General features: G+C 62.8%; 12 protein-coding genes. 8 read left to right on the top strand and 4 right to left on the bottom strand.

The genetic code is table 11. From position 1 onward, the window contains the following. Positions 1 to 566 precede the first annotated feature (566 nt). The gene (gene tyrS / locus R3F72_RS08705; protein WP_087720472.1) at positions 567 to 1,766 is read right to left on the bottom strand and encodes a tyrosine--tRNA ligase; all 1,200 of its coding nucleotides are present in this window, start codon (positions 1,764 to 1,766) and stop codon (positions 567 to 569) included. 148 nt (positions 1,767 to 1,914) lie between these two features. Between tyrS and R3F72_RS08700 the strand changes: the two genes are divergently transcribed. Further along, a complete protein-coding gene (locus R3F72_RS08700) occupies positions 1,915 to 3,030 on the top strand; it encodes an anhydro-N-acetylmuramic acid kinase (protein ID WP_087720470.1) in 1,116 nt (371 codons plus the stop codon). A 29-nt stretch (positions 3,031 to 3,059) separates the two neighbouring features. Here R3F72_RS08700 and R3F72_RS08695 read toward each other — a convergent pair whose 3' ends face one another. Together R3F72_RS08695 and R3F72_RS08690 are read right to left on the bottom strand one after the other, a co-directional pair. Next, positions 3,060 to 4,193: a PilT/PilU family type 4a pilus ATPase gene (locus R3F72_RS08695; protein ID WP_087720469.1), complete on the bottom strand. Its 1,134-nt coding sequence runs from the start codon at positions 4,191 to 4,193 to the stop codon at positions 3,060 to 3,062. A gap of 34 nt (positions 4,194 to 4,227) precedes the next feature. After that, positions 4,228 to 5,262, bottom strand: coding sequence for a type IV pilus twitching motility protein PilT (locus R3F72_RS08690; RefSeq protein WP_071232316.1), 1,035 nt, complete (start codon positions 5,260 to 5,262; stop codon positions 4,228 to 4,230). Positions 5,263 to 5,302: 40 nt separating this feature from the next. On the opposite strand from R3F72_RS08690, the gene R3F72_RS08685 reads away from it, so the two are divergent. From R3F72_RS08685 to metW, 5 genes are all read left to right on the top strand, one after another. After that, positions 5,303 to 6,013 (top strand): YggS family pyridoxal phosphate-dependent enzyme, encoded by a 711-nt coding sequence (locus R3F72_RS08685; protein WP_087720467.1) that lies wholly within the window; start codon positions 5,303 to 5,305, stop codon positions 6,011 to 6,013. Between the two features lie 66 nt (positions 6,014 to 6,079). Then, a complete protein-coding gene (gene proC, locus R3F72_RS08680; protein ID WP_087720466.1) occupies positions 6,080 to 6,919 on the top strand; it encodes a pyrroline-5-carboxylate reductase in 840 nt (279 codons plus the stop codon). Positions 6,920 to 6,973: 54 nt separating this feature from the next. Beyond that, a complete protein-coding gene (locus tag R3F72_RS08675) occupies positions 6,974 to 7,564 on the top strand; it encodes a YggT family protein (protein ID WP_332779446.1) in 591 nt (196 codons plus the stop codon). Between the two features lie 165 nt (positions 7,565 to 7,729). Further along, positions 7,730 to 8,887 carry a homoserine O-succinyltransferase MetX gene (gene metX / locus R3F72_RS08670; RefSeq protein WP_087720464.1) on the top strand — a complete coding sequence of 386 codons (1,158 nt, stop codon included), beginning with the start codon at positions 7,730 to 7,732 and terminating at the stop codon, positions 8,885 to 8,887. Beyond that, complete coding sequence (metW, locus tag R3F72_RS08665; protein ID WP_087720463.1) at positions 8,887 to 9,483, top strand: methionine biosynthesis protein MetW; 597 nt, start codon at positions 8,887 to 8,889, stop codon at positions 9,481 to 9,483. Before metX ends, metW begins: the two co-directional genes overlap by 1 nt. Here metW and sfsA read toward each other — a convergent pair. Beyond that, on the bottom strand, positions 9,480 to 10,241 hold the full coding sequence (gene sfsA / locus R3F72_RS08660) for a DNA/RNA nuclease SfsA (RefSeq protein ID WP_332779445.1): 762 nt from the start codon (positions 10,239 to 10,241) through the stop codon (positions 9,480 to 9,482). The genes metW and sfsA overlap by 4 nt on opposite strands. 257 nt (positions 10,242 to 10,498) lie before the next feature. Here sfsA and dksA point away from each other — a divergent pair, with 257 nt between their 5' ends. Together dksA and gluQRS are read left to right on the top strand one after the other, a co-directional pair. Then, positions 10,499 to 10,936 carry an RNA polymerase-binding protein DksA gene (dksA, locus tag R3F72_RS08655; RefSeq protein WP_071232323.1) on the top strand — a complete coding sequence of 146 codons (438 nt, stop codon included), beginning with the start codon at positions 10,499 to 10,501 and terminating at the stop codon, positions 10,934 to 10,936. A gap of 92 nt (positions 10,937 to 11,028) precedes the next feature. Continuing rightward, complete coding sequence (gluQRS, locus tag R3F72_RS08650) at positions 11,029 to 11,919, top strand: tRNA glutamyl-Q(34) synthetase GluQRS (RefSeq protein WP_332779449.1); 891 nt, start codon at positions 11,029 to 11,031, stop codon at positions 11,917 to 11,919. Positions 11,920 to 12,400: the final 481 nt, after the last annotated feature.

Here is a 12,400-nt window from a genome sequence, read left to right as displayed (position 1 = left end):
TCCGAGGATGAAGCGAAAAGCGGACCAAACTTGGTTCAAGGTCAAACGAATCTTGACGAGTCGCTTGCCTCGATATGCCGTGACTGGCTGTCACGCGAGAACAAGCGCCCACATCAATTACCTGATCGATTGTTAAAGAGCGTCCCTACTTGAAGCGTTTCGCTTCTGCCGCCGAACCCAAGTGCTTGTCAGCGCTCGTTTTCTTGGCCACCGTAAGGAGTGGCGTATTTTAAGGATCTTGGCGGCGATGTCAACATCTTTTTTCGTTGAATCCCGCTGGCTCCGATCTAACTGGGTGGAGCCGATCCTTCGAAGAACTGGGAAGCGATCTTACCGGCTTCACCGCCTTGCGTCAACCGATTTCTTCAATCAAATCAAACGCTTGGCTTTCTTCTCCGCTGCCTCCGAAACCCTGTCTCGGCGTCAGCGGATGCGTACTTTACGGATCCGATGCCCGCTTGGCAAGTGTTGTTTGTCACTTTTTGTGCATTCGGTCAAAACACGGCCCGGCAAAAACGACAACGCCCGCGCGGGGCGGGCGTTTCAGCGATATAAGGCAATTCGCATCAGCCAAGCGTGACGCGGGCATACCGCTTCTTGCCTGCCTGAATCACGTAGCTCTTGCCGGTTTCGAGCATGGCGTCCTTGGCGACGACTTCGCCATCCACCTTGACCCGCCCGTTGCCGAGCATGTCCTTGGCCTGGGCACTGTTGTTGGTCAGATTGGCGCGATTGAGCACGGCGGCAATCGGCGCCTGCGCCGCGCCTTCGAAATCGACCTCCACTTCCGGCAAGTCCTCGGGCAGCTCACCTTCCGCCAGTCGGTTGCCCACGGCCTTGTGCGCATTGGCGGCCGCTTCTTCGCCGTGGTAGCGGGCGATCAGCTCCCGCGCCAACAGCATCTTGATGTCGCGCGGGTTGGCGCCTTGCTCGATATCCTGGCGGATCGACTCGACCTCTTCGTTGGACTTCAGCGACAGCAATTCGAAGTAGCGCCACATCAGGCTGTCCGGCATCGAGACCAGCTTGTTGAACATCACGCCCGGCGTGTCGTCGACACCGATGTAATTGTTCAGCGACTTGGACATCTTCTGCACGCCATCCAGCCCTTCGAGCAACGGCATGGTGATGACCACCTGCGGCTCCTGCCCGAAATGCTTCTGGATTTCGCGGCCCATCAGCAGGTTGAACTTCTGATCGGTGCCGCCCAGCTCGATATCAGCCTTCAGCGCGACCGAGTCGTACCCCTGCACCAGCGGATAGAGAAACTCGTGAATCGAGATCGACTGACCGCCGCGGTAGCGCTTCTCGAAGTCGTCGCGTTCCAGCATGCGGGCCACGGTGGATTGCGCGGAGAGCTCGATCATGTCGGCCGCCGACATCTCGCTGAACCATTCGGCGTTGAAGCGCACTTCGGTCTTGTCGGGATCGAGAATCTTGAAGACCTGCTCGCGATAGGTGTGGGCGTTGGCCTTGACCTCTTCTTCGGTGAGCGGCTTGCGGGTCACGTTCTTGCCGGTGGGATCGCCGATCCGGCCGGTGAAGTCGCCGATCAGGAAGATCACCTCATGGCCAAGGTCCTGGAACTGGCGCATCTTGGTCAACAATACGCTGTGCCCCAGATGCAGATCGGGGGCCGTGGGATCGAAGCCAGCCTTGATACGGAGCTTGCGACCGGATTCGAGCTTTTTCACCAGCTCATCTTCGATCAGAATCTCCTGCGTGCCGCGCTTGATCAACGCCAGCGCTTCATCGACCTCGGCCATCGTATCCGTCTCCATTACCAACGCTATCGAGCTTGAAAGGCGGCAATCTTAGCATGAGTCTCCGAGGTTCGTTGAGCCACACCCGGACCATGCCGCGACGTCAGGTCACCGCTTACGCCACTGCTTTACAACGACGAGGAAGAGCTTCATGTCACTGTTCGTGGGTTTGATGTCCGGTACCAGCCTGGATGGCATCGATGCGGCACTGGTGGAGATCGACAACGAGAGCGATCAACGCCCGCGCTTGATCGATGCCCTGTGTCTACCGCTGGCCGCCGAACTCAGAACGGCGCTGCTCGAGTTGACCCAGGCGTCGCAGGTGAGCTTCGCCGCCCTCGGCGCAGCGGAGAGTGCATTCTGCGATCACCAGGCCGAAGCCGTGCGCCAGCTGCTGCAGCGCCACGACCTGACGCCCGATGCCATCACGGCCATCGGCAGCCACGGCCAGACCATCGAGCACGCCCCCTACGCGGATGCACCTTTTACCTACCAGCTCGACAACCCCAGTCGCCTGGCCGAATTGACCGGCTGCCGGGTCGTTGCCGATTTCCGCCGCCGCGACATGGCGGCCGGCGGCCAGGCCGCGCCGCTCGCGCCGATCTTTCATCAGGCACTGTTTACCGACACCGCCCGTACCCGGCTGATCCTCAACCTGGGCGGCATCGCCAACCTGACGCGGCTGGGGCCTTCGGGCGCATCGCTGCCGGTCATCGGCTTCGACACCGGGCCAGCCAACCTGCTGATCGATGCCTGGCACGCCCGGCATCGAGGCGGCCCGATCGACGAAGACGGCGATTGGGCCGCCAGCGGCAGCGTCGACCGCCATCTGCTCGAACGCCTGCTGGACGAGCCGTACTTCACCGCCGTACCGCCCAAGAGCACAGGGCGGGAGCTGTTTCATCTCGGCTGGGTGGAAGCGCGGTTATGCGGAGACGAAACGGCGGCCGACGTTCAGGCCACGCTGGCCGAGCTGACCGCCGTCAGCGTTGCGCAGGCCGCGCATCCCTTCATCGAGCCCGGTCGCACGGATCTGATCGTCTGCGGTGGCGGCGCGCACAACCGCCATCTGATGCAGCGTCTGGCGACCCATCTTCCCGGCGTCTCGATAGGACAGTGCGACGCGTTCGGCTGGTCGGCCGACTGGCTGGAAGCCGGCGCTTTCGCGTGGCTGGCCTGGCGACGGATACAGCGCCTGCCAGGCAATCTGCCGGAGGTTACCGGTGCCAGCGGCCCACGCGTTCTGGGCGGCATCTACGCGCCCTGAGCAGGTAGCGCAAGGGAAGAGACCGAACGCTACTGATCATCGACCAGTGAAAATCGCGCGCCATCGTCCCCTCGATCCCCGAGAAGATGGCGTTCGCCATACTTGATCAGCATGCGCAGGTCATTGGCCGAATCGGCGTGGGCCAGCGCCAGACCCTCACTGATATCCCCGCGCCGATAGAGCTCATAGAGCGCCTGGTCGAAGGTCTGCATGCCCAGTTCGCGGGAGCGCCGCATCAGATCCTTCAATTCCCCCACCTCACCGCGCCGGATCAATTCGCTGATCAAGGGGGACTTGAGCAGAACCTCGGTCGCCACGCAGCGCCCGGAGCCGTCTTGACGCGGCAGCAGCCGCTGAGCGACCACGGCGCGCAGGTTGAGCGAAAGGTCCATCCCGATCTGCTCCTGCCGGGACGGCGGGAACAGACTGAGAATGCGCTCGATCGTCTGGTCGGCGTTGTTGGCATGGAAAGTGGCCAGACAGAGATGCCCGGTTTCGGCAAAGCTGAGCGCCAGCTCCATGGTATCGCGGCTTCTGATCTCGCCGATCACGATCACGTCGGGAGCCTGGCGCAGAGCGTTCTTCAGCGCGACTTCGTAGGACTCGGTATCGATGCCCACTTCCCGCTGATTGATGATGCCGCGCTGGTGCGGGTGCATGTATTCAATGGGATCTTCGATACAGATGATATGGCCGCCGACCGTCCGATTGCGGTGCTGGATCATCGATGCCAGCGTCGTCGACTTGCCGCTGCCGGTCCCGCCGACTACCAGCACCAGCCCGCGCCGGATGGAAGCCAGCGTTCCCGTCACGTCCGGCAGCCCCAGCGATTCGAGATCGGGAATATCGAAAGCGATCCGCCGAACGACCATCGCCGGCTGGCTGCGCTGGAAGAAGGCACTGACGCGAAAACGCCCCTTGCCGCTAAGGCTCAGAGCGAAATTGGCTTCGTGCTCCGCCTCGAACGCCTCCCGGCGCCCCTGGGGCAGGGCAATGGCGACCAGCTCACGCACCTGATCCGGTTGCAGCGGCACATCGCCCAGCGCCACCAGTTTGCCATCCAGTTTCAGACACGGAGGCGCGCCGGTAGAGATCAGCAGGTCCGAAGCCTGCTTGGCCAGCATGATGTCGAGGAGTTGCTCAAACCATTGAGAGGGGGTCATGTCATGTCCTGATACCGGCTGCCGGGGCACGAACTCATTGATCGAGCCCGGCACGCGATTTGGCATGGGCTTCCTGGCGCGTCACCACACCATCGGTCACCAATCGGGACAGCGCCGCATCCAGTGTCTGCATGCCCAGGCCGCCGCCCGTCTGAATCGCCGAATACATCTGCGCGACCTTGCCTTCCCGAATCAGATTGCGGATCGCCGAGGTGGCCACGAGGATCTCGTGGGCCGCGACACGGCCACCGCCCTCGCGCTTGAGCAACGTCTGCGAGATCACCGCCTGCAGAGATTCCGACAGCATCGAGCGCACCATGCCCTTCTCGTCTCCGGGGAAGACATCGATGATCCGGTCGATGGTCTTGGCCGCCGAGGTGGTATGCAAGGTGCCGAACACCAGGTGCCCGGTCTCGGCCGCCGTCAATGCAAGCCGAATGGTTTCCAGATCCCGCAGCTCGCCCACCAGGATGACGTCCGGATCCTCGCGCAGCGCCGACCGTAGCGCTGGCGCGAAGCCCTTGGTATCGCGATGCACCTCTCGCTGGTTGATCAGGCAGCGCTTGCTCTCGTGCACGAATTCGATCGGGTCCTCGATCGTGAGGATGTGTTCCTGGCGATTGCTGTTGATGTAGTCGATCATCGCCGCCAGCGTCGTCGACTTGCCGCTGCCGGTCGGCCCCGTCACCAGTACCAGGCCGCGCGGCAGCATCGACAACCGGCGGAAGACATCTCCCAGGCCGAGATCGTCGAGTGTCATCACATTGCTGGGAATGGTACGGAAGACCGCGCCAGCGCCGCGCCCTTGCGTGAACGCATTGACACGAAAACGCGATACACCGGTGACTTCGAAAGAAAAGTCGGTTTCCAGCGCAGCTTCGAAGTCGCGGCGCTGCCGATCGTTCATGACGTCGTAGATCAGACGACGCACCTGACCGTCGTCAAGCGCCGGCACGTTGAGACGACGCATGTCGCCGTCGACCCGAATCATGGGGGGTAATCCCGCCGAAAGGTGCAGGTCGGAGGCGCCTTGCTTTGCCGAGAACGCCAGCAGTTCGGTAATATCCATGGGTTTTTATTCGATCCCCTGCGTAAGGTCTTCATACAGTATGCCAGAAGCCTCGGTGTCCGAGTCTCTCTCAAGCGCCCGCGAGCGCCTTCGAGCTGCGCTGTCCGCGGCCGATCGCCCGAACGACGCCGCCCGCCTGCTTGCTGTCAGCAAAACCAAACCTGCGGACATGCTGCGTCAGGCCTATATGGCCGGTCAACGCGCCTTCGGCGAGAACTATCTGCAGGAAGCGCTGGAAAAACAGCAGGCTTTGGCCGATCTCGACGACATCGAATGGCACTTCATCGGCGCATTGCAATCCAACAAGACCCGCGACGTGGCCGAGCATTTCAGCTGGGTGCATGGCGTCGATCGCGAGAAGATCGCGCGCCGGCTTTCCGAACAGCGCCCTGCCGAACTGGGTGCCATCAATGTCTGTCTGCAGCTCAATGTGAGCGGCGAATCCAGCAAGTCGGGCGTCGAACTCGCTGCGCTGCCGGCACTCGCCGAGTCGCTGCTGTCGCTGCCCAACCTGCGCCTGCGCGGGCTGATGGCACTGCCTGCGCCCAGCGACGATCCGCAGCAGCAGCGCCACGCTTTTCGCCAGGTCGCCGACGCGCTGGCCGAATTGCAGCGGCGCTTCCCCGACGCGCCCCTGGACACGCTTTCAATGGGCATGAGCAACGATCTGGAAGCCGCCGTCCTGGAGGGCGCCACCATCGTTCGCCTGGGTACCGCCATCTTCGGCAGCCGCCCTCCTTTCAGAAGCTGACAGAAGCTGACGGTATCGATGCCCGCCTCTTCCTAGACCGACAGGACTACTCTCAAGGACTCTGCCATGACCGACTCGCCCCAGCCCAGCCATATCGCCTTTATCGGCGCCGGCAACATGGCCAGCGCCATCTTCGGTGGCATGCTCGGCAGCGGTTACCCCGCCGAGGCCATCGTCGCCACGTCGCGTAGCCAGGAAAAACGCGACGCCATCAGCCAGCGTTACGGCATCCGCACAATGCAGGACAATCTGGCCGCGATCGAAGAGGCCGATGTCGTGGTGCTGGCGGTCAAGCCGCAGATGATGCGCGACCTCTGCCTGTCGCTACGCGAATCCGTCCAGGCGCGTCGCCCACTCATCGTCTCGGTGGCGGCCGGGCTCGACGTCGCGACGCTGGATCGCTGGCTGGGCGGCGGTCTGGCCCTGATCCGTTGCATGCCCAATACGCCCTCGCTGGTCGGTGCGGGCGCCAGTGGCCTTTACGCCAACGATCGGGTCAGCGATGCTCAGCGCCGACTCGCCACCGAACTGCTGGAATCGGTAGGCTTGGTCGAATGGGTCGAGCAGGAAGCCCAGATCGAGGCCGTCACCGCCATTTCCGGCAGCGGCCCGGCCTACTTCTTCCTGTTCATGGAGTCGCTGGAAGCGGCCGGCGTCGAACTGGGCCTGTCCGCCGAGAGCGCTCGCCGGCTGGCGTTGCAGACCGCCTTCGGCGCCGCCAAGATGGCGCGGGAGAGCGAATTCGATCCCGCCGAACTGCGCCGGCGCGTCACGTCACCCAATGGCACCACCGAGCGTGCGATCCAGACATTCGAGGAAGCGGGCCTGGCGGATATCGTGGGTCGCGCCACTCGAGCCTGCGCCGAACGCGCCCGCGAACTGTCGCGCGAGCTCTCGGGGGAGTGAAACAAGAATTGAACCGAGTCGGAATGGAACTCGCCGAATCACTAGGAGAAAGTCATGGGCAGTAATCTCGGAAGCGCCGGCCTGATGCTGGTCAACACGCTGGTCAACATCTATCTGTTTGTGCTGATGCTGCGCTTTTTGCTGCAATTTTCGCAGGCGGACTACTACAACCCCATGAGCCAGGGGATCGTCAAGGCAACGCAGCCGGTCGTCGCGCCGATCCAGAAGTTTCTGCGCCCCGTCGGCCGTATCGATATCGCCACACTGTTCGTGGGCTTTCTGCTCAAGGTCATCGTGATCATCGCCGTCTTCCAGATCGCCGGCTTCGGCATGCCCCCGCTTCAGGGCCTGCTGCTGGCGGGGATCGCCGGCGTGCTCAACGCGATTCTCAAGATCTACTTCTTCGCGCTGATCATCATGATCATCCTGAGCTGGGTGGCACCGCGAGCCAGCCATCCGGGCGCGCTGCTGGTCATGCAGATCGTCGAACCGATCATGGCACCGGTGCGCCGCGTGATTCCACCGCTGGGCATGATCGACCTGTCGCCGATCGTGGTGTTCATCGCCATCAATTTGCTCGACAGCGTCGTCGTGGGCTCGCTGGCACGCGCTGCCGGCCTGCCGGGCGCGCTGGTCGGCTTCTAGCACCGGCCCGCCGTTACCGTCGTCAGCGATACACTCGGCAATGATCCGGCCAGATACGTCCGGGTCATTGCCGGATCGCAGCTGGCGGCGTGCGGACGCACCGATAGCTATCGATCGTGAGTCCTGATCGTGAGTCCTGGTTGAACCTGGAGACTATTCCGTTTCATGTCCGCTTCCTTCCCCGCCGACTCCGTCGGTCTGGTCACACCACAGACCGCGACGTTCGAGTCGCCGCTGGCCCTGGCCTGCGGCAAGACGCTCGAACGCTTCGAGCTGGTCTACGAGACCTACGGCACGCTCAATGCCGACCGCAGCAACGCGGTTCTGATCTGTCATGCGCTCTCCGGCCACCATCATGCGGCGGGATACCACACCGTCGACGAGCGCAAACCCGGCTGGTGGGACGCCTATGTCGGTCCCGGCAAGGTGATCGACACCGATCGCTTCTTCGTTGTCTCGCTCAACAACCTGGGTGGCTGCCACGGCAGCACTGGCCCCGCCAGCATCAACCCGCAGACCGGCCATCGGTGGGGCCCCACGTTTCCGGTCATGACGGTCGCGGACTGGGTCCACAGCCAGGCGCGCCTGGCCGACCAGCTCGGCATCGAGCGCTTCGCTGCGGTCGTCGGCGGCAGTCTGGGCGGCATGCAGGCATTGCAATGGACGATCGCTTACCCGGAACGCGTTGCCAACGCCGCGGTCATCGCGGCCACGCCGCGGCTATCGGCGCAGAACATCGCTTTCAACGAAGTGGCGCGACAGGCGATCCGCTCGGACCCGGATTTCCACGACGGCTGGTATGCGGACCACGACGCGATTCCCAAGCTCGGCCTGAAGCTGGCCAGAATGATCGGCCATATCACCTATCTGTCGGAACATTCGATGGGCTCGCGGTTCGGCCGCGACCTGCGCAGCGATCAGTTGAGTTTCGGCTATGACGTGGAGTTCCAGGTCGAATCCTACCTGCGCCATCAGGGCGATACCTTTTCGACCCGCTTCGATGCCAACACGTATCTGCTGATGACCAAGGCGCTGGATTACTTCGATCCCGCGGGGCAGCACGATGGCGACCTGGCGGCAGCGCTGGCGCCGGCGACGTGCCCGTTCCTGGTCGTCAGCTTCACCACCGACTGGCGCTTCGCGCCGGCGCGCTCGCGGGAACTGGTCAACGCCCTGCTGCGAGCGGGCAAGGCGGTCAGCTACGTCAACGTGGACTCGCCCCACGGCCATGATGCATTCCTGCTACCCAACGACCAGTACGAAGCGGTTTTCGGCAGCTACATGCGGCGCATCCACGCCGACATCACCGGGGAGACAGCCTGATGCGTGCGGATCTTCAATTGATCTACGACTGGGTCCCCAGCGACGCCCATGTTCTCGACCTGGGGTGCGGTGACGGCACGCTGCTGGCGGCGCTGGCTCGCCACAAGAACGTCACCGGCTATGGCCTGGAGATCGATCCCGATGGCATCGCCGCCTGTCTGGGAAAGGGCGTCAACGTGCTCGAACAGAACCTAGACGACGGTCTGGGCAACTTCGTCGACGATGCCTGCGATCTGGTGATCATGACTCAGGCGCTGCAGGTACTGCGCCGCCCGGACACCATGCTCGACCAGATGCTGCGGGTCGCTCCGGAGTGCATCATCGCCTTCCCCAACTTCGCCTACTGGAAGCATCGCCTGCATCTGACCTTCCGCGGTCGCATGCCGGTTTCGCGCTCCTTGCCGCACGCCTGGTACGACACGCCCAACATTCATCTGTCGACGTTTCAGGACTTCGCCAGCCTGTGCCGCGACAAGGGCGTCACCATCGTCGACGAAGCAGTCGGCAGCGCCGACCACGAAGGTCACTGGACATCGCGGCTCTGGCCCAACCTGTTCGGCGAAACGGCGATCTTCCGCGTCCGCCGCGGGCGTTAGCGCGATTCGGCTTCGTTCGCGGGCCAGCACCGTTCCAGGTCCACGCCCAAACGGCGATCCAGTGTCATCGCGCCGGGTCGCCCTTCGACCCATGTCACCCGGCAGCCATAAGCCAGCACCTCCACCCCGCGGGCGGCGACCGCTCGCAGCGTTCGCGCGTAGGCCGGATCGAGATGCGCCGCCGGTGCCACATCGTCGATGCCCGTGTGTGCCGCGCAGAACAGCAGTACGCCACGATGCCCCTGATCGACCAGCTCGGCGAGCACCTCGAGATGACGCCGGCCCCGCTCGCTGACCGAGTCGGGGAAATAGCCATGGCCGTCGCTCTCCTTGAGCGTGACCTGCTTGACCTCGACGAAAGTGTCCTGAGCATTCGCATCCCGCAGCCGGAAATCGAGCCTGGCGCCCTCGACGCTGACCTCCCGCTTGAGCTCGTCAAAGCCCGCCAGTTCCGGAATGACGTCGCCGTGCAGGGCTTCTTCCACCAGCGCATTGGTCCGCCCCGTGTGTACCGACGCCCACTCGACGCCGCCCTTGCCATCGGGCAGCTCGATCAACTCCCAGGTCCAGCCCAGCTTGCGGGCAGGATTGGTGCTCTCGGAAAGCCATACGCGACAGCCCGGCACGTTGACGGCTCGCATGGAGCCCGTATTGGGACAGTGCGCCACGACCTCGCGCCCCTCCTCGAGTTCGATATCGGCCAGGAATCGCTTGTAGCGTCGCAGCAGGATGCCGGGAACGAGAGCGGGATAGTGCATACGGTGTCGATCCAGAAAGCATGAGGCTCGGAAGAACCGGTTCATCAAAGGGGCGGGGCGCTGTCGGCGCATACCGGAGAGCACGGCTCGACTCCCGAATTTCCGGCCGGGGATGAGAAAAATAAAGCGTCCATTTGGTTGCAAATTGGCCGCTTTTTCGCTAAATAAGCATGGCTTCGGGCAGTGGCAGACGCTGCCCCGGCCGATTCTCGGCCAGATCAAACGCGTCACGACACTTGCGTAACGAGGCAGCCCCCATGCCAGTAGCGGAAAAGAAAACGGAAGCGCCTAGCCAATTCACCCCGTACCAGCCGGCGCCGGGTGAAGAGTATATGAATGAAAAGCAACTTGCGCATTTCCGTGAGATCCTCCTGGGCTGGAAACAGGATCTGATGGAAGAGGTCGACCGTACGGTTCGCCACTTGCAGGAAGAGGCCAACAACTTCGCCGACCCTGCCGATCGCGCCACGCAGGAAGAGGGTTTCAGCCTGGAACTGCGTACCCGTGATCGCGAACGCAAGCTGCTCAAGAAGATCAACGAAACGATCGAGAAGATCGACGAAGACGATTACGGTTTCTGCGAAGCCTGTGGCGTCGAGATCGGCATCCGCCGTCTCGAAGCGCGCCCCACCGCCACCCTGTGCGTCGACTGCAAGACTCTGGCCGAGCTCAAGGAGAAGCAGCTCGGCGGCTGAGCAGCCGTTCCGGACGCAGTCCCATACGACGGGCACCCTCATCGGTGCCCGTTTTGTTTTTCCCCTCTGGATATCGATTGCCGCTGACATCCATGATCTCCCCCCAACGCTACATTGGACGCTTCGCTCCCACGCCCTCGGGGCCACTGCACCTGGGTTCGCTGGTCGCCGCCCTGGGTAGCTGGCTCGACGCCCGGGCTGTCGGCGGCCGCTGGCTGCTGCGAATCGAGGACATCGATCCGCCACGCTGCCCGCCCGGCACCGACGACATCATTCGCCGCCAACTGGAAGCATTCGGCCTGACGTGGGACGGCGAAGTCCGCTACCAGAGCGATCGTGGCGAGGCGTACCAGGCGGCGCTGGATCGGCTGGTCGCCGACGGCATGGCGTATCCGTGTGGCTGTTCGCGCCGGGAGTGGCAGGATTACGGCCACTATCCGGGCTGGTGTCGCCAGGGTCCACGGCATCCCGAACGCCCGCAGGCCTGGCGTCTGCGCACCGACAAGGGCCCTCAGCCGATCGCCTGGCAGGACCGGCTGTTCGGCTACCAGTGCCACGACCCGACGCTTCAGGGCGATGTGGTCATCAAGCGCAAGGATGACCTCTGGGCCTATCAGCTTGCTGTGGTGGTCGATGATGCAGACCAAGGCATTACCGATATCGTTCGCGGCTACGATCTGCTCGACAACACTCCCTGGCAGCGTCAGCTTCAGGCGGCACTGGCGTATCCGGAACCACGATACCTGCATCTACCGCTGATTCTGGGAGACGATGGTCAGAAACTCTCCAAGCAGAATCTCGCGACCGCCATCCCCCATCAGCCCGAGCTGGCTCCGCCACTGCTTCACCGGGCGCTACAGCTACTGGATCAGCAGCCGCCATCCGAGCTGCGCGAGGCGCCGGTCTCCCTGCAGCTGGCGCATGCCTGCCAGCACTGGACGCCCGAGAAGCTGGCGGCAAGACCCACCCGCGACTATTGCTGACCAGGCGACTTTCCGTGTTTCCTCCGCAGCCGGCGCTCTCGATGACAGACCGCCGGTGGCTGCTCACCTCTTTGATTGCAGCTTCCCCCCTTCGATTGAAGACTATTGTCTAAGCGAAAATCGCGCCGTTTTGCGCCACCCTGTCGCCATTGCGCCGTGGGGGGATGCACCACAAATAGGCATGATCGGTCTCGGATGCCCTTTCATGAATCATCGGACCCGTCATGACCCGGCTCACCCCATGGCATTGGCACAACCGGATGAATTCAAGTTATTGATATCAATAAGAAAAATACGGAGTGGCACGGCAAGTGCAGTAACTAAGACAAGAAAAACAACAGCGGATGACGATCGGCCCCAACAACGACAACCGTCGATCGAGATTCCCGAAGTGCCCATAACAACGACAATATGGCACTCGAACTAGGAAGGCAGATCGCCACTGGCTCAACAACAACAAGATCAGCCAAGTGCGAACGAG

The organism is Salinicola sp. 4072 (assembly GCF_036663415.1).
Classification (GTDB): Bacteria; Pseudomonadota; Gammaproteobacteria; order Pseudomonadales; family Halomonadaceae; genus Salinicola; species Salinicola salarius_A.
Note: the sequence above shows the minus strand (reverse complement) of the source record. Positions and strands in the feature narration are given on the sequence as shown.

What these genes read in the sequence shown, in the direction of transcription:
- sfsA (WP_332779445.1), bottom strand. Translation starts at nt 10,241, where the DNA reads ATGCACTATCCCGCTCTCGTTCCCGGCATCCTGCTGCGACGCTACAAG.
- R3F72_RS08700 (WP_087720470.1), top strand. Translation starts at nt 1,915, where the DNA reads ATGTCACTGTTCGTGGGTTTGATGTCCGGTACCAGCCTGGATGGCATC.
- tyrS (WP_087720472.1), bottom strand. Translation starts at nt 1,766, where the DNA reads ATGGCCGAGGTCGATGAAGCGCTGGCGTTGATCAAGCGCGGCACGCAG.
- proC (WP_087720466.1), top strand. Translation starts at nt 6,080, where the DNA reads ATGACCGACTCGCCCCAGCCCAGCCATATCGCCTTTATCGGCGCCGGC.
- R3F72_RS08685 (WP_087720467.1), top strand. Translation starts at nt 5,303, where the DNA reads ATGCCAGAAGCCTCGGTGTCCGAGTCTCTCTCAAGCGCCCGCGAGCGC.
- R3F72_RS08675 (WP_332779446.1), top strand. Translation starts at nt 6,974, where the DNA reads ATGGGCAGTAATCTCGGAAGCGCCGGCCTGATGCTGGTCAACACGCTG.
- gluQRS (WP_332779449.1), top strand. Translation starts at nt 11,029, where the DNA reads ATGATCTCCCCCCAACGCTACATTGGACGCTTCGCTCCCACGCCCTCG.
- R3F72_RS08690 (WP_071232316.1), bottom strand. Translation starts at nt 5,262, where the DNA reads ATGGATATTACCGAACTGCTGGCGTTCTCGGCAAAGCAAGGCGCCTCC.
- metW (WP_087720463.1), top strand. Translation starts at nt 8,887, where the DNA reads ATGCGTGCGGATCTTCAATTGATCTACGACTGGGTCCCCAGCGACGCC.
- dksA (WP_071232323.1), top strand. Translation starts at nt 10,499, where the DNA reads ATGCCAGTAGCGGAAAAGAAAACGGAAGCGCCTAGCCAATTCACCCCG.
- metX (WP_087720464.1), top strand. Translation starts at nt 7,730, where the DNA reads ATGTCCGCTTCCTTCCCCGCCGACTCCGTCGGTCTGGTCACACCACAG.
- R3F72_RS08695 (WP_087720469.1), bottom strand. Translation starts at nt 4,193, where the DNA reads ATGACCCCCTCTCAATGGTTTGAGCAACTCCTCGACATCATGCTGGCC.